The organism is Glaciecola nitratireducens FR1064, assembly GCF_000226565.1.
Classification (GTDB): domain Bacteria; phylum Pseudomonadota; class Gammaproteobacteria; order Enterobacterales; family Alteromonadaceae; genus Glaciecola; species Glaciecola nitratireducens.
Genome location: NC_016041.1, coordinates 1,759,021 through 1,783,830 on the forward strand (window position 1 = coordinate 1,759,021; position 24,810 = coordinate 1,783,830).

Annotated in this window: 22 protein-coding genes, 1 other RNA gene and 1 pseudogene; 8 read left to right on the plus strand and 16 right to left on the minus strand. The window is 41.3% G+C overall.

The window, feature by feature from the left end; translation table 11 throughout:
- The first annotated feature begins 81 nt into the window (after positions 1-81).
- The gene (locus GNIT_RS17680; RefSeq protein ID WP_014108589.1) at positions 82-3,828 is read left to right on the plus strand and encodes a S8 family serine peptidase; all 3,747 of its coding nucleotides are present in this window, start codon (positions 82-84) and stop codon (positions 3,826-3,828) included.
- Positions 3,829-4,050: 222 nt separating this feature from the next.
- Here GNIT_RS17680 and GNIT_RS07590 read toward each other — a convergent pair whose 3' ends face one another.
- Positions 4,051-4,323: a hypothetical protein gene (locus GNIT_RS07590; RefSeq protein ID WP_041246347.1), complete on the minus strand. Its 273-nt coding sequence runs from the start codon at positions 4,321-4,323 to the stop codon at positions 4,051-4,053.
- A gap of 224 nt (positions 4,324-4,547) precedes the next feature.
- Here GNIT_RS07590 and GNIT_RS07600 point away from each other — a divergent pair.
- Positions 4,548-5,623 (plus strand): annotated as a pseudogene (locus GNIT_RS07600) (IS3 family transposase).
- Between the two features lie 157 nt (positions 5,624-5,780).
- The gene (locus GNIT_RS18475) at positions 5,781-5,915 is read left to right on the plus strand and encodes a hypothetical protein (RefSeq protein WP_014108591.1); all 135 of its coding nucleotides are present in this window, start codon (positions 5,781-5,783) and stop codon (positions 5,913-5,915) included.
- Between the two features lie 150 nt (positions 5,916-6,065).
- On the opposite strand, the gene GNIT_RS07610 is transcribed toward GNIT_RS18475, so the two are convergent.
- The 11 genes from GNIT_RS07610 to ssrA form a co-directional block, all read right to left on the minus strand.
- Entirely contained in the window at positions 6,066-6,554 is a 489-nt protein-coding gene (locus tag GNIT_RS07610; RefSeq protein ID WP_014108592.1) for a hypothetical protein, read from the minus strand.
- A 60-nt stretch (positions 6,555-6,614) separates the two neighbouring features.
- A complete protein-coding gene (locus tag GNIT_RS07615) occupies positions 6,615-7,058 on the minus strand; it encodes a DUF3293 domain-containing protein (protein ID WP_014108593.1) in 444 nt (147 codons plus the stop codon).
- 3 nt (positions 7,059-7,061) lie between these two features.
- Positions 7,062-7,823, minus strand: coding sequence for an N-formylglutamate amidohydrolase (locus GNIT_RS07620; protein ID WP_014108594.1), 762 nt, complete (start codon positions 7,821-7,823; stop codon positions 7,062-7,064).
- A 246-nt stretch (positions 7,824-8,069) separates the two neighbouring features.
- Positions 8,070-8,447 carry a DNA-packaging protein gene (locus tag GNIT_RS07625; protein ID WP_014108595.1) on the minus strand — a complete coding sequence of 126 codons (378 nt, stop codon included), beginning with the start codon at positions 8,445-8,447 and terminating at the stop codon, positions 8,070-8,072.
- Positions 8,444-9,385, minus strand: a complete 942-nt coding sequence (locus tag GNIT_RS07630; RefSeq protein ID WP_014108596.1) for a metallophosphoesterase — start codon at positions 9,383-9,385, stop codon at positions 8,444-8,446. The genes GNIT_RS07625 and GNIT_RS07630 overlap by 4 nt, the downstream gene beginning before the upstream one ends.
- Positions 9,386-9,677: 292 nt before the next feature.
- On the minus strand, positions 9,678-11,117 hold the full coding sequence (locus GNIT_RS07635; RefSeq protein ID WP_148261699.1) for a hypothetical protein: 1,440 nt from the start codon (positions 11,115-11,117) through the stop codon (positions 9,678-9,680).
- A gap of 74 nt (positions 11,118-11,191) precedes the next feature.
- On the minus strand, positions 11,192-11,425 hold the full coding sequence (locus GNIT_RS07640; protein ID WP_014108599.1) for a hypothetical protein: 234 nt from the start codon (positions 11,423-11,425) through the stop codon (positions 11,192-11,194).
- Positions 11,422-11,736 (minus strand): helix-turn-helix transcriptional regulator, encoded by a 315-nt coding sequence (locus GNIT_RS07645; protein WP_014108600.1) that lies wholly within the window; start codon positions 11,734-11,736, stop codon positions 11,422-11,424. Before GNIT_RS07645 ends, GNIT_RS07640 begins: the two co-directional genes overlap by 4 nt.
- An 87-nt stretch (positions 11,737-11,823) precedes the next feature.
- Entirely contained in the window at positions 11,824-12,360 is a 537-nt protein-coding gene (locus GNIT_RS07650; protein WP_041246349.1) for a hypothetical protein, read from the minus strand.
- 91 nt (positions 12,361-12,451) lie between these two features.
- Positions 12,452-13,705 carry an integrase domain-containing protein gene (locus GNIT_RS07655; protein WP_014108602.1) on the minus strand — a complete coding sequence of 418 codons (1,254 nt, stop codon included), beginning with the start codon at positions 13,703-13,705 and terminating at the stop codon, positions 12,452-12,454.
- 163 nt (positions 13,706-13,868) lie between these two features.
- Positions 13,869-14,226, minus strand: a transfer-messenger RNA (tmRNA) gene (gene ssrA, locus GNIT_RS17865).
- A gap of 187 nt (positions 14,227-14,413) precedes the next feature.
- Between ssrA and GNIT_RS07660 the strand changes: the two genes are divergently transcribed.
- Positions 14,414-15,637: an NADH:flavin oxidoreductase/NADH oxidase family protein gene (locus GNIT_RS07660; protein WP_014108603.1), complete on the plus strand. Its 1,224-nt coding sequence runs from the start codon at positions 14,414-14,416 to the stop codon at positions 15,635-15,637.
- An 89-nt stretch (positions 15,638-15,726) separates the two neighbouring features.
- Here the strand turns inward: GNIT_RS07660 and smpB are convergent, their stop codons facing one another.
- A complete protein-coding gene (smpB, locus tag GNIT_RS07665; RefSeq protein WP_041246350.1) occupies positions 15,727-16,206 on the minus strand; it encodes an SsrA-binding protein SmpB in 480 nt (159 codons plus the stop codon).
- 167 nt (positions 16,207-16,373) lie between these two features.
- On the opposite strand from smpB, the gene GNIT_RS07670 reads away from it, so the two are divergent.
- Both GNIT_RS07670 and GNIT_RS07675 read left to right on the plus strand, forming a co-directional pair.
- Complete coding sequence (locus GNIT_RS07670) at positions 16,374-16,805, plus strand: SRPBCC family protein (RefSeq protein ID WP_014108605.1); 432 nt, start codon at positions 16,374-16,376, stop codon at positions 16,803-16,805.
- Entirely contained in the window at positions 16,802-17,167 is a 366-nt protein-coding gene (locus tag GNIT_RS07675) for an RnfH family protein (protein WP_420492359.1), read from the plus strand. Before GNIT_RS07670 ends, GNIT_RS07675 begins: the two co-directional genes overlap by 4 nt.
- 98 nt (positions 17,168-17,265) lie before the next feature.
- On the opposite strand, the gene ppsR is transcribed toward GNIT_RS07675, so the two are convergent.
- Positions 17,266-18,078, minus strand: a complete 813-nt coding sequence (ppsR, locus tag GNIT_RS07680; protein WP_014108607.1) for a posphoenolpyruvate synthetase regulatory kinase/phosphorylase PpsR — start codon at positions 18,076-18,078, stop codon at positions 17,266-17,268.
- 200 nt (positions 18,079-18,278) lie between these two features.
- On the opposite strand from ppsR, the gene ppsA reads away from it, so the two are divergent.
- A complete protein-coding gene (ppsA, locus tag GNIT_RS07685; RefSeq protein ID WP_014108608.1) occupies positions 18,279-20,654 on the plus strand; it encodes a phosphoenolpyruvate synthase in 2,376 nt (791 codons plus the stop codon).
- Between the two features lie 136 nt (positions 20,655-20,790).
- Here the strand turns inward: ppsA and GNIT_RS07690 are convergent, their stop codons facing one another.
- Positions 20,791-21,006, minus strand: coding sequence for a PGPGW domain-containing protein (locus tag GNIT_RS07690; RefSeq protein ID WP_041246352.1), 216 nt, complete (start codon positions 21,004-21,006; stop codon positions 20,791-20,793).
- A gap of 165 nt (positions 21,007-21,171) precedes the next feature.
- Positions 21,172-21,327, minus strand: a complete 156-nt coding sequence (locus GNIT_RS18205) for a hypothetical protein (RefSeq protein ID WP_014108609.1) — start codon at positions 21,325-21,327, stop codon at positions 21,172-21,174.
- A gap of 358 nt (positions 21,328-21,685) precedes the next feature.
- Between GNIT_RS18205 and ydiJ the strand changes: the two genes are divergently transcribed.
- The gene (gene ydiJ / locus GNIT_RS07695) at positions 21,686-24,805 is read left to right on the plus strand and encodes a D-2-hydroxyglutarate dehydrogenase YdiJ (RefSeq protein ID WP_014108610.1); all 3,120 of its coding nucleotides are present in this window, start codon (positions 21,686-21,688) and stop codon (positions 24,803-24,805) included.
- The last annotated feature ends 5 nt before the right edge of the window (positions 24,806-24,810 follow it).

Genomic DNA, 24,810 nt, shown 5'->3' on the forward strand with positions numbered 1-24,810 from the left:
TTTAATACCCTACAATTAATGTATTACTTTAAATTAAAGCCCGAATTTATTTCGTTGTGAAAAAAATAAGGACATTTAATTTTGAAAACCACTTACTTTCGTTATACCTTCGCCCAATATGCGGCCTGCTTTTTATCATCTACTTTACAAAGAAAAATAGCACCATATTTTTTGTGCTTGTCTATTTTGTTATTGAGTGCATGTGGAGGCGGCGGTGGCGGTAGCGAACCTGCAACATTTAGTCCACCACCGCCAAATTCTGCGCCGAATGCAGTTATTTCGGCATCCAGTTTGTCTGTGCTTTTTAGTGACTCAGTGACACTTGATAGTGGTGATTCGTCTGATAGCGACGGCTCTATTACGAGTTATGCGTGGGATGTTAATGGCCAAGCCTTTTCTGGAGCAACAATAACTATACAACCCACGAATGGTCAAGACCTCAATGTCACATTAACCGTGACCGATAATGATGGAAGTGCAGCCACTGACACTGTCACTATTGAAGTACAGCCTAATCAGGTCGCAGCAGTCACGTTTGAGATCAACAATGGCTTTCGTGTAGGTAAGGAATTACCGTTTTCAATTATTGCAAATGCCGAAGACCCCGATAGCACTATAGTTTCTTATCAGTGGGATATGGGCGATGACACGGAGTATTCAGGTAGCAATGAGGTAATACACACTTACAGTTCGGTCGAAGAGCGCGTAGTAACGTTGGTATTAAAAGATGATTTTGGTGTTACTTCTAGCCATACCATCACAATTAATGTTGATTTTAATCAACCAGCTTCACCACGTATAACAGGTAACAGTCTGTTAAGAGTGAGTGAAGAAGTAAGGTTTAGTGCATCTCAATCAACCTCTTTGACGGGCGAAATTGTATCTTATAACTGGGATTTTGGTGATGCTAGCGTTGGTCAAGGTGAGAATGTTACCCATACCTACACAACACCTGGTGAATATACCGTGACATTAACTGTAGTAGATGATTTCAATGTCGCGCAAGAGGCCACGCTAAATGCAGTGGTAGCCAATGCAAATCAAACTCCCTTTAGAATCAACGTCGATGCTGACAGGGCATTAGTTACTACAGATCAGGTAGTAACATTTTTTGCACAAGTGCGTGCTAATGAAAGCGTAACTATTAGCAATTACCTCTGGCAGATTAGTGGAGGCATACCATCGGCTTCGACAGCAACAAATGAATATTCTTATCAGTTTGAGGAAGCAGGTGAATATATTGTGGAAGTTAAAGCTTTTGGCGAGGACGGGTTTGAAGCGATTTCTAGCGAAACCATTACGATTGCTGATGCAGCAAATACTCAATCTTTGAGCCTGGATCTTAAACTACGTAACGGTGTCTATATCGATACTGACACTAATTCACCAGATGCAATATATACTGAAAACAACAATTTCCCAACGGCCCAAATTATTCCACCCACATCAAATGTTGTGGGGTTTGTCACGCAAACAAGCACAGGCACTCCGGGCGATGTTTTTGAAGCCTTCCCTGATGAATTTGATGTCTTTGCTACAGAGTTAAGAGCAGGGCAACGTGTTTTCTTATCGCGTGACCAAGAAGAGGACTCCACATCGGATCTCGATTTAGGTCTCTTCAACTCTGACGGTGAATTAGTAGAAATTTCAGCTTCAGCAACAAATAGCGAAGTGGTAATCGCACCAGTTGACGGAATCTATTTTATTGCTGTTCAAGCTTTCTCTGGAATGAGTACATATGAACTGGTAATCAATTTTCAAGGAGTGCAATCATCGACGGCCTCGACCACCATGGATTTCGTCCCAGGGGATATTATTGTCTCATCCCCCATTGAGTCAGGAAAGTCGATTAAAGACGCTTCACGCAAGCGTGCTGAAGCCTTGTCATCGATAGGCGTTGAAGGCAGCAACAATGATGACTCAACATTTATGCAGCTACTTAAGTCGCCAGCTGCAATGTCACTTAATAAATCTGCAAGCCGTATTTCGTCAAATGAAACGAGTACTACCAGCTTTAATGGCCTAAAAGGTATGACGATGTCACCGGAGCAAGCCGCAAAATTGCGTACCCTGATAGATATAAAAGCAATACAAGCGAAGGGCCTTTACAAGTTCGTTGAGCCTAACTTTATTTTAAAAAAAACAGCAGTAACCAATGATCCTCGTAACGAACTTACTTGGCATTACAAAAATATTAGATTGAATGAAGCATGGGATATAACGACAGGCAACATTGATAATCCAGTTATCGTTGCTGTTGCAGATACGGGCGTGCTCAGTGACCACCCGGACCTATCGCCTAATCTAGTATCTGGTTATGATTTTATAAGTGACCCTTTAAGATCTAACGATGGCGATGGTATCGATCCCGACCCATATGATTCTGGTGATGCAGTAGAACAGCGTCCAAATTCTTATCACGGTAGTCATGTTGGGAGCACTATTGCTGCTGCAACTAATAATGGAATTGGTCTTGCAGGTGCAGGATATAACGTTAAACATATGCCAATTCGTGTCCTTGGAAAAAATGGCGGTACCATCTTCGACATATATAGTGGTATTCGTTATGCGGCAGGACTGCCTAATCCTTCAGGCAGCGTACCTAGTAGACCCGCTGATGTAATTAACATGTCATTGAGCGGTGTTAATTACAGTCTCGTAGCACAGTTGACCATAAATGAGGTTACTTCAAGGGGAGTTATTATCATTGCTGCAGCCGGCAATTCGAGCACGTCACAGCCGGCATATCCTGCTAGTTACGATAATGTCATTTCTGTGAGTGCAACAGACATTAACAACGAAATTGCGTATTATTCGAACTTTGGTGCATTCATTGATATTGCCGCGCCTGGCGGAGACAATAGAGTGGATCAAAATAATGATGGTTTTCCAGATGGCGTTTTAGGAGCAACAAAAGACGATAATACAGGTACGTTTACATATAAATTCGAACAAGGGACTAGTATGGCCGCGCCACACGTTGCTGGTGTGGCGGCATTAATGAAATCGGTGCGCCCTCAGCTCACAAGTGCCGAATTTGAACTGCTACTCGAAGCAGGGTTTTTGACCCGAGACATTGGTGATTTAGATCGCGACAGCCTTTACGGCTATGGTCTGCTTGATGCGGAAAAAGCGGTTATTGCAGCGCGCGACTTTGATAATCTGAGGTTTGCGAATTCGACTGTAGATATTTCGGTAAATCGCTTGGTATTATCATCTAGTCAATCTGCGGGCCAGTTCAGTGTCAACATAACAGGTTTCACACCACTGTCGATTACAGACATAACCTTTAGTGGAAACTTTTTTACGGTTAATGCGATTAATACTCGAGAAGATGGCTCTGGTATTTTTGAAGTTAGATTAAATAGTGATGTTGTTGCAGGTTCGTATACAGGTTCGATAATGCTTACAGATTCAAATGGTGAAACATATGATATTGCTGTAACGGCAGAAGTTGTAGAAATCACTGTCGAGCAAAACGGCTACGTATATGCCCTGATTATTGATGCATTTACGCAAGATGTAATTAAACAGTTGGATGGAGAATTCAACCCAGACGGCACGTTAACACTTAGCGCATTAGATGTGCCAGTCGGTGAATATTATATCCTTGTTGGAAGTGATATTGATAATGACTTTTTCATATGTGATGGTGGTGAAGTCTGTGGTGGTTATCCCACATTGAATGACCTAGAGCCAATTGTAATTAACGAAGAGGCCTTAGATGGCTTACCAATTTTGATTGATGCACAAGCATTGCTATCTGTAGAAAGCAGCGCAAGTTTCGTAAATAAAAGTAAAGGTCAGTTTTTCTTAATGAGGAAATAATGGACTCGAATGAAAGCCAGCCGCACAGACTGGCTTTTAAATTATGGTAAAGTTTAGTATCGCTAGGCAAAACACTATGAGTTTAGCCTGATTATAGTGTTACCATGCTTCACTTGGCTGGTGTCAGATATTTCTCATTGGCATTGGCTAGCAGAGGCTGTAACTAATTTTAGGATGTGTTTCGATGCTTTCTTTAATCTAATTCTATCAATAATTAGACAGCTATCCTTCGGTCGGTTCTCGTGTATTTATTACATATGGTAGCTTACCAGTTGCATCAGGCTCGGCTTCTGCCCACCTTGGATCACGATTAGCCCAGGCAGCATCCCTAGCTTTTCTGAAAGCTTCCGCTCTCTCCATCGCGTCTTCATTGGTTGGCACAAGTCTTGTTGGTTTACACTTGTGCAGTGCTGTTATCCCGAGTCTGCCTGTATATTCAGACGTTGCAGACTGACCTCCTCGGAAATACCTTATGGACATATTATTCGCAGACATAGCACTTTTTAACAACGAAACGTGATGATCAAAGCTACTTGATTTGCAATTAAGAAACAATACTCTTAAATAATTTATTAAGAATAGTCCTTTTTATCAGCGTAAATGGATGTTTAAAACTACAACGAGCTCGATCATCATCAGGTTTTATTTTTAGGTTTGGACTTCTCAGATTTTGCTAGATACTTTTAACAGTTACAATTTAACTTTAAATTTAGGTGTTTATGAGCAAAGGCAAACAGTATACCGAAGAGTTTAAGATTGAAGCAGTAAAGCAAGTTACCGAACGAGGATATTCTGTTCAAGACGTTGCTGAACGTTTATGGGTAACAACAAAATCGCTCTATTATTGGAAAAGCAAATTTAGCGATAATAAGACGACGCGACATATTAAAAAAGGCGCAAGGTAGTTTACAAGCCATCCAGAGTGAAGTACGCCTTTATCCGGGAACACCAAGACGAGTTTTCTGTGTTAGCAATGTGCAGAGTGCTCAAATCAATCGCAGTGGCTTTTATGCGTGGCTCAAACAACCGTTGAGTAACCAAGCTATCGAAGGCAGTCGTTTGCTGATGCGGATAAAAGAGTGTTACGTTGCCAGTGGCGGAATGTATGGCAGTCCTTGGAACCACCGTGACCTTCGTGAAGTGGGTGAATCTTGTAGTGTTAATCGCATGGCTAAAATCATGCGGCAGAACAGCCGATAGAGCGCAAATTGGTTACAAGCGCAGGTACATAAAAGGCAGCAAGCTATCTCGAATTGCAGATAACATATTGGAGCGCGACTTTGCTCCAAATAGGCCTAATACAGCGTGGGTGAGCGATATTACCTACGTTCGCACCTATGAAGGTTTTTTGTACTTGGCGACCGTTATCGATTTATTTTCTCGCAGAGTTGTCGGTTGGTCTATGGACAAAAACATGGATAAGCACCTTGTCGTTGGGGCTTTATTGATGGCCGTTTATCAACGACGACCTACAGGCCCTGTGTCAGTGCAAAGCGATCAGTGAAGCCAATACGGCAGTAATGATTACCTTACTTTCATGAAAGAGCATAACCTAGAGCCTTCCATGAGCCGCCGCGGAAATTGCCATGATAATGCGGTTGCTGAAAGCTTCTTTGCGACATTTAAAAAACGCGTAATAAGACAAAAGATATATTCGACAAGGGACGAAGCGAAGACAGGGATATTTAACTTTATAGAAATGTTTTACAATCCTAAAAAACGCCATTCGCGTACAGGCAGTGTATCACCTGTTAAATTCGAGGAAACGTATTTTTTGGAACAACAGACTGTCTAGTGAAAGCTGGGAAGTCCACCTGTTGAAATCAGATAGATTAGTTGGCAGACACTTTATCGAAAAGCTGATAAAGAGAAATGAAAATATCATGGGAAGCAATCACCCTTGGAAAGCTCAGATTGCTAATGCCATAGGTACAACTGCAAGAAGGAGAGCAATGTCATTGCAAACACACTACGACAATGTAAAAACCGTACTTGGAACTTATTATTGGGGCGGTGCTGAATCATACAATCCAGCAAGTGACCCATTCTATCGAAGACTTATTACAGTATTGAATAATAATCCTTGATGCTCTGATAAATGCACCAGTCTGATTACCAATGGTTGATACCGGTCTAACTATCGAGCGATTCAAGCAAAGTTAGGAAGTCTTAATTTAAGACGCTCAATAGTATGTCGCCATTTATGAGCATTATGAATCTCGATGGGCATTTTGTTCTCAAGTGAATTTAATTTCTATTGCAATTCCCTCGTTGGCGAATGCCTGCTGAAGCCATTTAGCTGCTGTTTCATTTTCAATATAGACTGATTTCGCTGAGCCATTCGCTGTCGACTGAGAAGTGGTCACACCATGCATGCTTCCGTTGCCCATTTCGTCAGTAATAAACAATGATAATCTTGTGACCAAATTAAATGCCTTGGCGTTTCCGCCAACCTCGTTATCAACCCAAAAATAAATGCGGTCTTGATATTTCTGAAATGTGCTGCTGTCTATTTCAACGTTTAAATCAGACTTTTCTATGCCATAGCAGTCAAGTAGTTCCTCGTCGTCGTAAGATTCTAAGTTGTCACCCATTATAGCCTCAATAAAAGTGGCCCAATCTATAATGACGTCCAGGTCTATGATGCCATTAATGCCACTATCAAGTGTTACTTCATTGTAATACTCAGTATTGACGAACAGTGTTTGAATCATACTGGCTTTCATTGTCCTGATACCTTTTAATAGATGAGCGAGAATGATGCCACAAATAGTTTTTACGGCGTGTCACTTTATTACCGGTAAATACTCGAAATTAGCTAATATTAAAAGCATGACTGGGGAATTTCTTTCTATTTTTAAAATTCCCAACTGACCAAAGTGTGCAGCGAGTTGATGCATATCGTTTCCATTATTGCAGAAGATTAGGTAACTTTTCTCTCGTTGCCAGCTTTCATCCTCATCTGTTCCATACCCCTCCAAGTAGGTAAGGTCTTTCTGGCTCAGTGACAGGGTAAAGCGTTTGTGTCTCAGGTCGTTTTCTTCATTAGTTAAGTTCTGACTGAATGGGTTTTCTGGTGTTATAAAATAAGCAAACCGTGCATCGTGGTCACTTAGCATCTTCTCGATGACAAAATCATGTTCACCAACCCGTATTCGGTGATCAATGTTTTGGTCAACAACCACGTATTTAGCTGTCTTATAAGCGTTTATGAGCTCTTCTTTAAGCATGTTTCAAAAAACCTTTGTTTTAAATTTATCCACACCACTGTAGATTGCATTACATATTTTGCTTCTCTGCCTATCGCTGTATTGATTCAAGCAAAAATGGCCCTCATCCATATAAACATCACGTCGAATTTCTATCATAAACCCCATTACATTTTTACTCGTTCGCCAAAATTTAGAGGGTACTAATGTACCAGAAAAGGGGGTGTTTACAGCTACATCAAAGCCTTCCTGCTCGAAAGCTGAGACTATACCGGATTCGAGCCTTTTTGGCGTATGAAAGTCGCAACAACCAATACAAACTTCTGGACGAGGTAAGGTTTGGTCTAATTCGTATGGTAATGCAGTACTTGGGTATGAGTGCACATCAATAATGATTATCTTGCCATATTTTTTTACAAGTGACTCAGCTCGAGACTCAAGTAGTTTATGATGTGAATAGTAATATTTTTTAAGAAGTTCGCTTCTTTCCAGTTGAGTCAAATCTCGTCGGATAGTTTGTCGTTGACTACCTTTTTCATAAATAACACCCATACCCACTTGTGACATCGTTTCTAATGAATCATCATCAAATCGCTCCATATCTACCAAAAGCCTTGAAACGGGGGCAATTATTCGATTTTCATTGCATACTTCGAGCGGTTTAACCAGCCAGTCCGTGAAATGGTCTGTTATTGCATTAATTTCATTTTTAAGCTCTACCTCTGAACAAATGAATTGGTCTATATCGTCAGTCGGTATATGCGTGCTGGCATGGGGAATATGCAACAAAATATCTTGGAAAGTATCTATTGACTTACCCTCTATTTATACTTTTAAAAAGCTGAAGCAGCGCTGGAATTGTATCTTATTGCACACTCAAAAACATGAACATCCATTGTGCTAAATTCAAATTATCCTACCTTGACGGGCCGCGTTTTAAAAGGGCAAATGGGTAGTGCTTTATTTTGCGCGAGGCTCATATACTTACCTTACTATGCTCACAGTGATTCTGTTAATTTTATATTACGCTGTTTATTCACTTGGGAAATCGGCGTTTACAAATTTGACTGTCCAGTGATTGTCACTTAAACCTTCTGAGACATTGTGATGTAGTGCTTTTTTCTCGGAGTAACCGTGGTTAGCTAAAAGCAGCTTTACGATAGCACTATTCATTTCACCTTTGAGTCCACCAGATAAGCTAAGTCGTTCCTGAACGACACTGATCAGGTCTAACGTGTCTAAAAACTTTGGGTGCTGCTCTTTCCAATTAACTAACGTTTGGCGAGTTACACTTAATTCACAGGCGAGCCCAGCTTGACTCGGTACAGCATCACCACAATCTAAATACCCTCCCTCGGCATACCAGTCTGCCTTTGCCTGAACTTTTTTACAATACTTGGTAGGTCTCATTTCTTCACCTCACTTATTAACTGTGTCGATACAAGCTTTGACTCTAATAGGGTGCTTTCACCATCAAATCGGTAAGCAACCAAGTGGCCATTGTCTTTCACGACTGACCAGTCGAGGCATGCAATCTTATCTGATAGTAATTGTGGCTTGCCTGTCATCCAGTAGTGACCGAAAAATACAGGCTTCAATATTCTGGCATTACTGAGAACTTCTGCTGGTAACGGCTCATCTGGCAATTGCGAAGGATGTGGCACTGACACTGCAGTAGTTCTATAAGTTGATGATGAATTTAAATCCCACCATTTCAAACGCATCTTAGAACGAGTATGGCCACCACCATCTTTAAATGAGTGCCCTGAAGGCAAATCTAGCTCAGGGCCTTTTAGGCAATACTCAATCGCTTCATAAAGCGGGTGGCTTTTTGTGGTTGCTGGCACCCACTGTTGTTGCTGTAACCTGAAGTCAGTCGTTAAGTGCGCTTTGAGATACGCAATGTTCTTATCATCCCAGGCTGCATGTGCACAGCAAAATTGTCCAGTTTCAAAAAGCAGGGGTAATGACATAAACCATTCAATGGTTTCAATGTACCAAGAAGAATTAACATCAGCCTGTTCTAGAAATTCACAATGTTGATCATAATTCTTTGTTGTATGGGGACGGAGGTTGTTGCCTGATTTATCCTTCAAGTACCATGACACCGCATTAAATTCGTGGTTGCCCATTAGCACCTTGGCGTGACCAGCTTGTTCCATGGCTTTCAGTATATTGACCACTTCGCGTTGTTTAGGTCCGCGATCAACTAGATCGCCTATGGAGATTAGTGTTCGATTAGGATGCGACCAAATACCGTCAACTTCTTTGTAGCAAAGCTTCTTGAGCAGTTGTACTAATTTATCTGCATGACCATGAACGTCACCAATAATATCAAATGCACCCATTTTTATGCCTCTGCAAAGCTATTACCTGAGTTAAATCTTACCACATATCAGGTGCAGCATCATAATCAGCCCACCATTTATTATCTATCTGTTCTTGTGGGTACTTGTCTTTAAAAGCAAAGTTGTGTTTTAGACACGCATGACCAGACCTAACATCAGAATACAAACAGCTATTTTTTCCTCATTCACGCTAACATTTACTTAATTCTTTGTTCACATATTTAATTGAGCTCATAGTATTTTAGAATATGGATTCCATAGCAACCCCCTATTATTGAACAAACCCTCAGTATTAATAAGCCTGTAGAGTAAGCGTGGTGTGGCTTTCATTAATTAACAGACTGAGGTTTTTTTGCGCTTGTGGAAATGAGCATTCATACATAACTTTGATACCTGTTTTATTGAAGATTTCAGCCTCAAGTTTTTTTAGGTCGATATTGCAATCGGTAGATGTAAATCCGTCGTGTTGAAGTAGTGTGATTGAAGGGCCATGCAGCTCAATCACTACTTGCTGAATCGCTGCCTCTTGTCCCTGTAAAATATGGGCAAGCTGCTTTGTTTCTGACGCATTTTTGCTGATCCTCTTTCCAATCGCATTACAAATGCCTGTTCGCTGCGTATGAGACTTAATAAGCACTTTGCGAGTCTCCCTCAGCTCTTTTCGCAAGCTTTTGAATGTCAGGTCATCTCGGACCTGTTTTGCCTTATTAACGCTGCCTACAGTCTTCACAAGTGTTTCATCCCTCTTGATTGATAGGGCCATGCCGAATATGAGACTGAGGAGTAATTCTTTAATTGTGCTTTGGTGGAGATTGAGTTTTTTGGCAAGCCTTGTGCGTTCTTGTCTTTTGTGTCTGAGATAATATTCGACGGTTGGTAGCTTAAGCCCTTCGCGCGCTGCAAGTTGCACTAGAATGGTGTATTGACAATTCGAAATATCATATTCTGGCTGACCGAATAGTGCTGCTTGTCTAACCTCTTTTGGCATGTATTGGAGATGGATATTCACACCATATAAACGGCCAGTTGATTTTTCTTGGTATTGTTGAATTATTTCGCCACTTACAGTCTGAGTATCTTTTGCTGCAAGCAGTAATAACTCTGCCTTGTGGATTCGTTCTACTTTCCACTGTTCAAGCTCATTTACTGGTAGACCAGTTACCGCTTCCCGCAAGCCGATGGGTAAAAGATTGTCAGGGCCATCAAGTATCTCTATCAGCCTATGTAGCGAAGTTGTCGAAATGGGCACGCTAGGTTTTATGAATGCTTGCGTCTTAGCTTTGTTGCCTTCAATGTTCCTTGAGAGTATTGCACTTGTTGGACCGTGCTTTGTTCTCAACTGGATTGGTTTATTGTTTTTCGAAATCAGATTGATTTGCTCAGGCGAAGTCTTAAGAAATATTTGTGTTAGTTCTTTCGCTTGATTAGTCAGGTTGTACTTTCTAGTTTCTTTGTTTTTCGCTTGATAGTAATTGCCTTGTTGAATAAGGGGTAAATCACGCAAGAGCCTGTTATAGGTAGGCCCTAAAAGTTCTCTAAGCGTTTTGCAACTTACAAAAAAATGATTAGATGAGGATGCATGTTGAAACCGTTTAGGATTTATCACGTTGGCCCAGATAAGTGAGACATATACTAAGGCAACTGGCCAAGACAATGCACTTAATTCTGGCACCTGTGAGCGCATAAAATCTACATACTCTTTCGGTGTGCTAACGAATGGATGAGAGCTCATTGATATATTCACGCAAAGAGGTGCTGACCACCTGTCTAGGCAGGCAGTTAGCAGCCATTAGTTTGCAAGTTCTCTTAATCGCCGTTGACAGCAGAGTTAACGTCCTCGAGTTTAATTAACTCGTGCATCAATTCATCAATAGTAACGGCCAACTCATAATCAAGGTTCGAGCAGTTTATCTGACAGGCTTGTGATTCTGAGCTTCTGAACTTGCTGTTTGCATCCCGCATAGCAGCGCGCAATGCTATTAGGACATCTTGTTTTTCTTTAATATCTAACGCTATCGCAAATACATCGCAGATTTTCATGCTGCAAATTCCTTTTTTTCAGTTAGAGAGTATTGAACAACTGATTTGAGAAAGGCGTTCGCAGAATGTGTACGAGTCTCTTCTAGCTTTTCTACAAGAAAGCGTATTTCACTATCAGATTGATTAGCTGCACGAGCCGCGATGATTGCCTGAACTTCGTGCTCAAGATAGCCTACAGCGCGTTGACCAATGTTGATAGGTTTTACGAATAAGCGCTGTTTTTGTAAGTAGTGCAGCGTTGTTTTAGAACAGCCGATAAGGCTGAGTGTTTCTGGTCTACGAATCACTCTGTGGCTAAATGTAATAGTCATTGTCGGTATCTCCTCTGTTGTTACCGACATCCTATTATTCACATATAAAGGTAGTTGTACCGGATCAATAATGCGTTTATTCGTCCGCTATGTTTTTTTGAATTTTCTATACGCCCTCAAAAAAGACTCAACATCCTTAGCGACTTTTGTCCCAGTCTGTTCGTGAAATTCTATTTTCCATTTTTTAAAAAATTCTTTCTGCGTTAGTGGTTTGATTCCATCGGAAGCGGCGCATTGCAACTCAGCATCATACTTCCAACTAAAATCGCGAACAGGATGTTGACTTTGTACTTGCGCAGCAAAATTTCCAGCTTTTGGTTTGATCTTTCCAAAGATTCTTTCAAGTTCAACATCGCCACCTTTCATGAAATAGAAGCCGAAAGTCTGTTTTAACCATTCCAACAGATACGCAGGCGGGTAAGCATCACTATTCAAATAAAAAAGGAGGGCTTCTAATGGTGTTTCAAACATATCTTCATCTGAACGATCAGCAATAAAAGCAATGTCCTTTTTATGAATTTGACCCAACCGCACAGCCTTGAAGGGGGGGGAAGAATCGGAAAACTGTAACTTTAGATACTTAGCATTTTCCCATGTGTTTTTTAAATGTATTGGTGATGACATACTACCCTCAAGTATTCCTTATTTTATTTACCAATTCAGGCCGATAGGGTTGCAGCTGTTTGGGAGCCAACCTAGACTTTCTGAAAGTGTATTAATTATTAATCAATCTCAATGTTTTATTGGTATTCGCTAAACTCATATTGCCAGTAGCAGCCTGTTCAACGTGAGCCGACCACCAGTTCATAACTTTTCTGCGTCTCTCCAAATAATCAGTGCGATTGTAAGCGCGTCTGACGCTATTACTGTCTATGTGTGCCAAGCATGCCTCGATGACGTCAGGTGCGAACGCTCGCTCATTCAGCGTCGTGCTAGCCAGGGACCGCAACCCATGCGCTACTAATGTTTTGTGATAACCCATTCGCTTTAAGGCCATATTTGCCGTCTGAGTGTTTGTATGCGTTTTAGGGTTTCGATCAGCAGGAAAGATAAACTCTCTGTGACCACTAATCGGTTTTATAAAATCGAGTAGGGCGAGTGTCTGTGGCGTTAGTGGTACAACGTGATCGCCATTGTTCTTTTTTTTCATCTTATCAGCGGGGATTGTCCATGTTTGGTTATCAAGGTCGATCTCACTCCATTTAGCAGTTGCTGCTTCGCTCGGTCTAACCATTGTGTGTAATTGCCATTCGATCAGCGTACGTGTGACAAGTTTAATGCTAGCAGTGCTCAAGCTTTGCATTAGTTGAGGTAGTTCTTCAGGTTTTATTGTTGGCAAGTGCTTTGGATTGGGTGAAAGAAATGCCTTGTGGATCTTAGACAACGGGTTAATGTCGATCAGCCCTGTATTGACAGCATAGTCCATGACTTCGTTAATGCGCTGACAAAGTCGTTTGATTGTTTCTTTACTTCCTTTGGCTTCGATAGGCCGCAAAAACTCAATCACTTCAGAAGGTGTTAGTTCTTTAACAGGGCGTTTTCCGATATGAGGAAATACATGGTTCCTGAGCGATGCTTCAATTTGAACCGCGTATTTAGCCGTTACTTTTGTTGATTTGACTCTCAGCCAATCAAGGGTGATGCAAGTAAAACTGTTAGCTTTATCTTGAGTTGCCGTGCGCTTAACTTCTGCTTTATGTGATTTTGGGTCGATGTCCTTTGATAATAGCTTGTGTGCATTTTTTCGTTTTTCTCTAGCATCAGCTAATCCTACGGTTGGATAAATACCAAAACTCATATCTTTGCGTGTGCCACTAAAAGGCACTTGGTACCTAAATATCCAATCCTTTGTGCCACCTGCTCGAACGCGCAAATGTAATCCTCTGCCATCACTGAGCTTATAATCTTTCTCACGTGGCTTGGCACTCTGTATCTTTGAATCTGTTAATGGTGTTGCTACTCTGGGCATTTTAGGGGTACAAATCGTTTGTTTAGTGAGGTTGTACCCCTAAATGTACCACTTAGATTCTGACTGTCAACGAACGTCTTTGAACTTTAACGCAATAAAAAACCCGCTAAAGCCAATAAAATAAGCCTTGCGGGTCTTTTTTGGTTCTCCATGAACCTCAATGTGGTGGAGCTGGCGGGAATTGAACCCGCGTCCAGAAAGCGTCAACCTTTGGTACTACATGCTTAGTTTGTCATTTGTTTAATCCTATGGACCCCGACAAACAGGGTTCCTTCGGACTGGCCTAATACTATTTCGCGGTTCAACCTTAGACAAGTTTCCCTCGCTATTTCACTAGTATGACCTTCCGTACCTCAGTTAGTGAAAAGAACTTGAGTGGAAGGGCCTATGCAGGGTATTAAGCTGCTAGTGCGTAGTTTTCGTCGTTTGCGACTATTTTTTTGCGGCTTTTTAAAGAGGCCAGCCGCACCTCTGCATGCACCTCCAGCATCATTGAATCCTGTCGAATCCAGAGCAGCCCCGAGATAGGGGAAGATTATAACACGCTTAACTGCTGAAAACAGCGATATTTATCGCCATTTCATATCTTAGTGGTACGAGCAAACATCTATTCAACAGTTTATAAGAAACTATTCATCGACGTGACTTGAAATATAAATCGATGATGCCATTGTACGACAATAGATTATCAACACAGAGTTAAGCGCTATGAAAGCATTTTCACCACTCACACTGCCCAATGGAACAGAAATAAAAAATAGGTTTGTAAAAGCGGCAATGGAAGAAAATATGGCTGAAGACAATCAGCTACCCGGTACTGCATTAAAAAACCTGTACGCTGCTTGGGCTAAAGGCGGTGTAGGTATGATCATTACAGGCAATGTGATGGTTGATAAAATGGCAATGACAGGGCCAGGTGGTGTTGCACTTGAAGCTGATACGCCAATTCAACCGTTTAAAGAGTGGGCTGAAATAGCAAAGCAAAACAACACAACGGTAATAATGCAAATTAACCATCCTGGTCGTCAAGTGTTTAAAAAAATGGGCGGTAAAGTTCTCTCTCCATCTAACATCGCCCTAAATATGGGTAAGCACAGCGGCTTGTTTACGCAACCAAAGGCCATGTCTGAAGCAGAAATTGAAGACGTTATTGCGCGCTTTGTCACGACGGCAAAGCGTGCTGAAGAAGCGGGGTTTCATGGCGTAGAGATCCACGCTGCTCATGGTTACCTTGTCAGTCAGTTCCTATCGCCATTAACCAACGTAAGGAAAGACGAGTGGGGTGGTGAACTGCAGGCGCGAGCTAAAATACTGTTTGATATAGTTCGTCAGGTTAAAAGTAGTTGTGGCAAGGATTTTATTGTTTCGGTAAAACTCAACTCGGCTGACTTTCAACGCGGTGGTTTTGATGTTGAAGATGCGATTGAGGTAGTAAAGTCACTTAATGACATGGGTTTAGATTTTATTGAGCTATCAGGTGGTTCGTATGAAGCACCTGCCATGCAGGGTAAAAGTGGAGACCAAAGAACGCTTGCTAGAGAAGCCTATTTCTTAACATTCGCGAAACAGATTGCCGAACACACCAGTATTCCAGTAATGACAACAGGAGGCATCAAGCGCTTATCAGTTGCCAACGAAGTTTTGGACAGTAATATGGAGCTGGTTGGTATTGCATCCGCCTTGGCTTACAATCCCGCGTTAATTAACCAATGGCATGTTGACCAAGATACAATGGGCTATATTCCAGCAACAGCTTGGAAAGATAAAACCTTGAGTGGTTTAGCTAATATGGCTTTGGTGAAGCGACAATTGCGTCGATTAGGTAAAGGAGATAAACCAAAGGTAAATTCGTCACCGTTGATGACGCTTATCATCGATCAGGTTCGCACTGCAAAATTGACAAAGAGATACCGCAAACAATATGTGGAATAGTATTACAGAGAAAACAGCACTGGTATTTGCTTTTTACCCGTGCTGTATTGTTTAAGAAATACGCATATGTGTTCAATTACAAACAGTAATTATGCACTATGTTTCATCATCCGTTCTTTCTGACGAGCCCAGTCTTTGTCTTTCACAGCGTCGCGCTTGTCATGTTCTTGCTTACCTTTGGCTAACTGAATTTCCAGCTTTATCCAACAGGCTTTCCAGTACATCGCCGTGGCGACAATTGTGAGTCCTTGTCTATCTAAACCACCCATCAATTCTTCAATTTCGCGTTTCTGTAACAATAATTTACGGACACGAGTAGGGTCACTTATAACGTGCGTAGATGCCTGATTTAACGGCATGATATTAATATTACTCACGTACGCTTCACCGTCTTTAATGAAAACGTAGCTGTCGGTAATATTCGCCTTACCGGCTCTTATTGCTTTTACTTCCCAGCCCTGTAATTGCAAACCCGCTTCGAACTTACTCATAAAGTGATATTCGTGGCGAGCTCGTTTATTTAGAGCAATGGTGTCATTTGTGTTTTTTGATTTTTTCATGGCGCTCATTATACGTAGAGTTGTTTGCTTTGTCTTTATAGATTTTAATGTGGATGTTTTGGAGATCGGCGTAAAGCTAAGTTGATAGGTAATTTGCGTCCTTGATTTTTCGTCATGAAAATTACAAATATCGTGATAAACTACGAACAATTGAAATTTGAGGTTGTATTTTAGTAATGCCCAGTATTCAAAGAAATGCACTCGTCGCATATAGTGCAAGCCAAATGTACGAGTTAGTCAATGATGTTGAAAAGTATGAAAATTTTTTGCCGGGATGTGTAAAAAGTGAAGTGTTAGAAAGCAGTGATAATCATATGCTTGCGTCAATGATTCTATCTAAGGCGGGAGTAAAGCAAACACTTACCACGTCGAACACGCTAATAAAAGACTCATCAATTCAAATGGATTTATCTGACGGGCCCTTCAAGTCGCTTTCCGGTGGCTGGAGTTTTACGCCTCTGTCAGATGATGCGTGTAAAATTGAACTTCAACTCGATTTTGTTTTTTCAAGTAAGCTAATGGAAATTGCTTTTGGAAAAATATTTAACTCATTGGCAAGCAATATGGTCAGCGCATTTAGTCAGCGAGCAAAACAGGTATATGGATAATGTCGAGTGCAATTAATATTGAAGTTGTTTACGGTTTGCCTGAAAAGCAAAGCCTACTGAGTTTAAAGGTACCCGTGAATAGCACTGTTTTACAGGCAATAGAAGCATCAGGAATACAAAAAATATATACCGATATTGATTTGAATGAAAATAAAGTGGGTGTATGGAATAGAACATGCAAATTGAACGACACTTTATTTGAAGGCGATCGCGTGGAAATTTATCGCCCGATGATTGCCGATCCTAAAGAAGTTCGCAAGCGCCGCGCTGAGAAAGCCAAGGATGAAGGGCGAGCTGACAAAGTAACTGGCGGTCGACCAAACCCGATGAAAAACAACAAAACAGAACAAAACGATCAGTAATCGAATTGCACTGTTTGCTATTTGTGGAGATGCGGGAAGCAACAGCGGCTTGAATGTAAAAAATCCCAGCAGTGCCGCCATAAATGAAAAAATGCGAACTAATACTTTTTTCTTTGCAATCCAGTTGTTGCTAATATTTTAGCGGAAATTTCTTCAATGGAAAATTTAGTACTGTTTAAGAAAGGGATTTTTTCTTTTCGGTACAAGTTTTCTACTTCACGTAATTCCATCCTACACTGCTGCATAGATGCATAACGACTGTTGGCTTTTCGTTCAGAGCGGATCTGATGCAGTCGGTTTGCGTCAATGGTGAGTCCAAATAATTTCTTTTGAAACCCTCTTAACGATGCCGGCATTTTCAAAATATCGCCCATATCATCTTCAGTGAAAGGATAGTTTGCTGCCTTAATGCCGTATTGCAAGGCTAAGTATAGGCTCGTTGGTGTTTTTCCAGAACGTGAAACACCAACTAAAATAATATCGGCCTCATGATAGTCCTTTAAATTTGAGCCATCATCGTTAGCTAAGGCATAATTTACCGCTTCAATTCGAATGTCATAGGTTTTTTCATGAATACTGTGCGTGCGATGTTTTTCAGGTTTAGACGGCACCCCAATAACTTTTTCTAGTGGAGCAACAAATTGATCAAGAAAATTATAGTTTATGCCGACCGACTCACTCATTAGTTGTCGAACTTCACTGTTGACCATCGTATAAAACACTAATGGGCGCTGTCCGCTTTCTTCAAAGTGCGCTTTAATTTGTTCAAGCACTGTTTCAGCATGTTGTTCTGTTTCAACAAATGGGATTGTAATATGTTGAAACTCTACGGGAAATAAAGACAGCAAAGCATGCCCAAAAACCTCTGCAGTAATGGCTGTACCATCGGATATATAAAAAGCAGCTCGCACAACATCTCCTTAACATTGTTGTAAATTAATTACGAAATAAAATTAAATTTTACTTTAGTATTGAGGTCAATTTAGAATCCCCCGTGAGCATTGTATACATGTATTTACTACCATGTATTAATGCACGAAATTAATCATACCTTGTTACAACAAATCGTGACAAAACTTATCGGCAAATAAATTAGCTGGAGGCTGTAGCAGTGCAAGAATTCATACTTTGGTATCAAGAGTTGGGCATGGACGATGTTAGCCGTGTTGGTGGTAAAAACGCGTCATTGGGTGAAATGATATCAAATCTGTCTAATGCAGGTGTTCAGGTTCCTGGCGGTTTCGCGACTACATCGCACGCTTTTAATCAGTTTCTAGAGCAGAGTGGTGTAGAAACAAAAATCCACGAAATTCTGGATGCACTTGATGTGGATGACGTGAACGCATTGGCTGAAGCGGGTAAAACCATTCGTCAGTGGATATTAGACACCCCATTTCAAACTGAACTAGAAGAAGAAATTAGAACTGCATTTGTTAAGCTGCAAGGCGAAATGGGTGACGAGGCCTCTTTTGCAGTGCGTTCTTCCGCCACCGCTGAAGATATGCCAGATGCTTCTTTTGCAGGACAACAAGAGACCTTCCTTAACGTAAAAGGTTACGATTCTGTATTAGTTGCAATTAAACACGTATTTGCGTCGTTGTTTAATGACAGAGCGATCTCATATCGCGTTCACCAAGGATATGATCACAAAGGCGTTGCATTGTCTGCTGGTATTCAGCGCATGGTGCGCAGTGATTTATCTGCTTCCGGCGTGATGTTTACCATAGATACAGAATCAGGGTTTGAAGATGTTGTTTTCATTACTAGTTCGTTTGGTTTAGGTGAAATGGTCGTTCAAGGTGCTGTTAACCCTGATGAATTTTATGTACACAAGCCAACGCTAAACAAAGGAAATCCTGCGATAGTGCGCCGTAATCTAGGTAGTAAATTAATTAAAATGATTTACTCAGATGATTTAGAACACGGCAAGCAGGTTGATATTGTTGATATAGATAAAGCCGACAGCATGCGATTCTCTCTCACTGATGATGAAGTGATGGAATTAGCTAAGCAAGCTCAAGTTATTGAAAAACACTATAAGCGCCCGATGGATATCGAATGGGCTAAAGATGGAATCGATGGCAAGTTATACATAGTCCAGGCACGTCCTGAAACTGTGCGCAGCCGCGAAGATATGCAGGTTATTGAGCGCTACCAGCTGAAAAGCGATGCAACAAAAGTGGTTTGTGAAGGCCGTGCAATTGGTCACAAAATTGGTGCTGGCAAGGCAAAAGTACTGGGCTCGATTGCTGAAATGGATATGATTGAAGCGGGCGACGTGCTCGTTACCGACATGACTGATCCTGATTGGGAGCCTATCATGAAAAAAGCCTCTGCGATTGTAACCAATCGTGGTGGACGAACTTGTCACGCAGCTATCATTGCTCGTGAAATGGGTATTCCAGCTGTTGTTGGTTGCGGTAATGCCACTGATACTATTGCTACCGGTGACGCGATTACGGTTAGCTGTGCAGAGGGTGACACTGGCTTTATTTATAATCAAGAACTCGATTTTGAAGTCATTACATCTCGCATCGATTCAATGCCTGACCTTCCTCTTAATATTATGATGAATGTGGGTAACCCAGACCGAGCTTTTGATTTTGCCCGTTTGCCGCATGAAGGCGTTGGATTGGCTCGTTTAGAATTCATTATCAACCGCATGATCGGAGTACACCCAAAAGCCTTACTCAACTTTGATGCTCAACCTGCAGAACTTAAGCAAGAAATCACTGAAATGATTGCTGGCTATGAATCGCCGGTTGAATTTTATATCGCAAAACTAGTTGAAGGTATTGCGACTATCGGGGCAGCTTTCTCTCCGAAGAAAGTCATTGTGCGGATGTCTGACTTTAAATCTAATGAATATTATAACTTAGTGGGCGGCTATCAATACGAGCCTCACGAAGAGAATCCTATGTTAGGTTTCCGTGGTGCGAGTCGCTACATTTCTGAAGATTTCAGAGATTGTTTTGCTTTGGAATGTGAAGCCATAAAGCGCGTTCGCAATACTATGGGCTTAACTAACGTTGAGATCATGATCCCGTTCGTAAGAACGTTGGAGGAAGGTGAGCAGGTTATTGAGCTTCTTGCAGAGCAAGGACTAGTGAAGGGTGAAAATGGTTTACGTGTCATTATGATGTGCGAATTACCATCTAATGCATTGCTAGCCGATCAATTCCTAGATATCTTTGATGGCTTCTCTATTGGTTCTAACGATTTAACACAGCTAACTTTAGGACTTGATCGTGACTCAGGTCTTATTGCACACTTGTTTGATGAAAGAAATCCGGCGGTAAAAGCACTGCTAGCGATGGCTATAAAAGCGGCTAAGGCAAGAGGCAAATATGTCGGTATTTGTGGGCAAGGTCCTTCTGATCATGAAGACTTTGCTGCTTGGTTGGTTGAACAAGGAATCGACTCTGTCTCGTTGAATCCTGATACGGTCGTTGAAACTTGGTTATATCTTGCTGAAAAACACGGATAAATCAATTTGATACAGAAAAGGCTACAAGCTAATGAGCTTGTAGCCTTTTTTTTTAAGGTCGCTTTGTCAAAAGTTAGATAATTTTCTGTAGATTACCGCCGCAGTGAAAATTTTCTTTTGCTCAAAGTACGTAGTCTTATCTGTACTTTCGTTTCAATAAAAACAGATCTACCTTGCGGGCAGTGCGTGAAGTCGCTCGCTGCGTTTTACTCAGGAATTTTTTGGCGTGCGGAAAGTCTACGCTAAGCAAAACGAGACCACCTAATACTAGTAGTATCGAACCTGGCAGGATCGTAAAGATGATACCCAAAATAATTAGCGTAATTGCTGCAGCTGATCTAAGTAGTTTCATATAATAACCTTAAACACTTCCATAAATGGTTTTGTAGAGCTTAGCTCAAACAAGTGCGTTTAGGTGTTTCAACATGTTACAAGTTGTGAAGTACTCGATGCGATTCAAAGCGATTAGAAAAAAAATGACACTTAATTATCTTTTCTGTACTGCTTTTGGCATTGATTAGCCGTCGGCGCGTTCAGCCTGTATCATCTTGTATAACTTTTTGGTTTTAACGACTTTACAGCCCATTGAGCCTTCAACCGCTTTCTTACCGAGGAATGCAACAGGTGCATATGGATGACGTTTCTTAAATATTTTCTTTAATAAATTTTTCATATTTTAACTCCAAGTATTTTGTTGCACGCATGTTTTCTCATTTGTCGTAAGGCGGCAACTAGGTCTTATATCCTCTTATTAATCGTTATCGACCGATGGAGTATAACCTAAATAGGTATGAATAGCTATATGTAATTTAGTGTGTTTTTTTAGTCATAGCTGATTCTATTGGCTTATAAGCATAATTAGCTTGATTTAGGTGTCTTTATTACCGTCAATTATCTGTCGTTAAACAGCTGAAATAGCTTGCATTGAAAAAAATGACTTGGGTATAAGAGATATTTAAATCATACATAAACCGACTAGAGCATTTGCTCCGTACTCTATATACTAGCGTTGCTAATTAAGGAGAGCCTTGTTGACTGAATTAACAGCTGTTGTAGATAACAAATTGACGAAAACTTTACCTCTACTCGCGCCTGAAAGTGCGCTGAACCAGAATGTTCGAGAATATATTATCGAATTAGAAAGATCTGCATACGCAGGTGACATTGAGGTTAGTTATTCAAGTCGACTCGCTGTGGCAACAGACAACAGTATTTATCAGCAACTTCCGCAGGCAGTACTGCATCCAAAGTCAACCGAAGACCTCGGTATTATCGCTACAATTGCCAATGCGTGGCCCGAGGTTACCTTTAGTGCAAGAGGCGGGGGCACTGGCACCAACGGTCAGTCTCTCACTCCTGGTATTGTGGTAGACACCTCGCGGCACATGAATAAAATTCTTGAGCACAACATAGACGAGGGGTGGGTTAGAGTGCAATCAGGTGTCATAAAAGATGCCCTCAATGATTTTTTAAGACCGTTTGGCTACTTTTTCTCTCCCGATTTATCAACAAGTAATCGGGCGACAGTTGGAGGCATGATTAGCACCGATGCGTCAGGACAAGGTTCACTAGTATATGGTAAGACAAGCGATCATGTACTTGCATTAACCTCGGTGCTTGCGAATGGCGATGTTATTAATACTGAACCTATGGCCTTGAGTGATGCAAGGAGCCGTGCTGAAGTAAATGACAGTCTTGGCGTTATTCTTCAACAAATCTTGCAAACTTGCGTGCAAAAGCGCGAGCAAATTATCGCAAAGTTTCCTCGTTTAAACCGTTTTCTGACGGGCTATGACTTAGAGCATGCATATAATGAAGACGAACAACTTATAGATATAAGCAGATTAATTGCGGGCGCAGAAGGTTCATTGGCTTTTGTTTCAGAAGCAAAGCTAAATATCACTAAAATTCCAAAATATACAGCGCTAGTTAATGTTAAATATGACTTGTTTGAATCTGCGTTACGTCATGCACCTAGTATGATTGCCGCAAATGCGACATCTGTTGAAACGGTTGACAGTACTGTTTTAAATATGGCTCGCGCCGACATTATTTGGCACAGCGTTTCTGAATTAATTACCGACGTTGAGAATAAAACAATGCTTGGCCTTAATATGGTCGAGTATAACAGTGACGATAAAGAAGAAATCGAAGCAAAAATAGCGATGCTTTCCAATCGACTGCAAACTGCAGCCGAGGAAGAAACCGACGGTGTCATAGGTTTTCAAGTGACTTATGATAGGACCGAAATTAATAAAATATACGCGATGCGGAAAAAATCAGTCGGTTTGCTAGGAAAAGTCAAAGGCATTAAAAAGCCGATAGCATTCGCAGAAGATACAGCGGTTCCGCCTGAAAACTTGGCCGATTTTATTATGGAGTTCAGAGATCTACTGGATAGCCATGGCCTAAAGTACGGTATGTTCGGCCATGTTGATGCCGGCGTCTTGCATGTACGTCCAGCCTTAGACCTTTGTGATATTGAACAAGAAAAACTAGTAAATCAGATTTCTGATCAGGTTGTGGCATTAGTCGCTAAATACGGCGGCCTTATGTGGGGTGAGCACGGCAAAGGGTATCGGAGCGAGTATGCTCCTGAGTTTTTTGGTGAAGAACTTTACGCAGAGTTGCGCAAGGTCAAGTCTGCCTTTGATCCTTTAAACAAAATGAATCCAGGCAAAATTTGTACGCCATTTGATTCATCAGCCATTATGGTAAAGGTTGCAGATACCAAAAGAGCAACGTTTGACCGCACAATCCCAATTGCATTTAAGAACGAATTTGAACCGGCTATGAGCTGCAACGGGAATGGATTGTGTTTCAATTATGATGTTACCTCGCCCATGTGCCCGTCGAGTAAAATCACACACGACCGAAGGCATAGTCCAAAAGGCAGGGCTGGTCTGATCCGCGAATGGTTGCGATTACTGAGCAAGGAAGATGTGGATACGTCTTCTCTCAGCTATCATCAATTCAAAAGCAATTGGTTACAAAAGCTAGGTAATGCAAAAACCAAAAAAGACGATTTTTCACAAGAGGTTTTTGAGTCAATGAATGGTTGCTTGGCCTGTAAGTCTTGCTCGAGCCAATGCCCTGTAGGAGTCGATGTCCCCGATTTTAGAGCAAAGTTTTTGTCAATCTACTATCAGCGTTATTCGAGACCGTTAAAAGATTACTTTGTAGCGAATGTTGAAATCTTATCGCCTGCTATGGCCAAATTTCCGCGCTTTTTTAACTTTTTCCTTGATTCAGCAATTGTTAAAGCGGGCATTAAAAAAGTGATCGGATACGTCGATGCGCCGCTGTTATCTTATCCAACGCTAGCGAGCAGAGTTAGCAGTATCGAATGCACGCATGACATTGCAGCACTGCAGAGGCTTAGCGAGGCTGACAGGGCGAACTATGTTGTTATCGTTCAAGACCCTTTTACCAGCTTCTATGATGCGCAATGCGTTGAAAAAATGATAATTGTTGTAAAGAAGTTAGGTTACCAGCCCGTGTTGCTTCCGTTCTCTCCTAACGGCAAAGCACAGCATGTTAAAGGCTTTTTAGAGCGTTTTGAAAAGACGGCTCAGACAACATCTACGTTATTAAATAGAATTTCGGCGCTGAATATGACAATGATCGGCGCAGATGCGTCTCTAGTGCTGTGTTACCGCGATGAATACGCTAAAATATTAGGTAAGGCGCGAGGCCAGTTTTTAGTGAATACTCTTACTGAATGGTTATCTGAAGTGCCAAATGAGCGTATTACACCGTTGGTGAAAAGTATCAAAACGCAAGAGAGCACAGACGTGCTTGACGCGAAAACGACTTATAAATTGCTTGCACACTGCACTGAAAAAACCGCGTTGCCAAAAACAGAGTCACAGTGGAAGGACCTTTTCACTTTGTTTGGTTTAGAGCTTGATATTGTGCCAGTCGGTTGTTGCGGTATGGCAGGAACCTATGGGCATGAAGTTGAACAACTAGAAAACTCTAAAGGGATTTACGACTTGAGTTGGTCAAAACCAGTGCAGAATGCTGCAAAGAATAAAAATAAGATTTTAGCAACGGGCTATTCATGTCGTAGCCAAGTGAAACGGTTCGATAATGAAAGACCACAACACCCTATTGAAGCTATTTGCGATATTTTGATGGAGGTAAATTAGCGGAG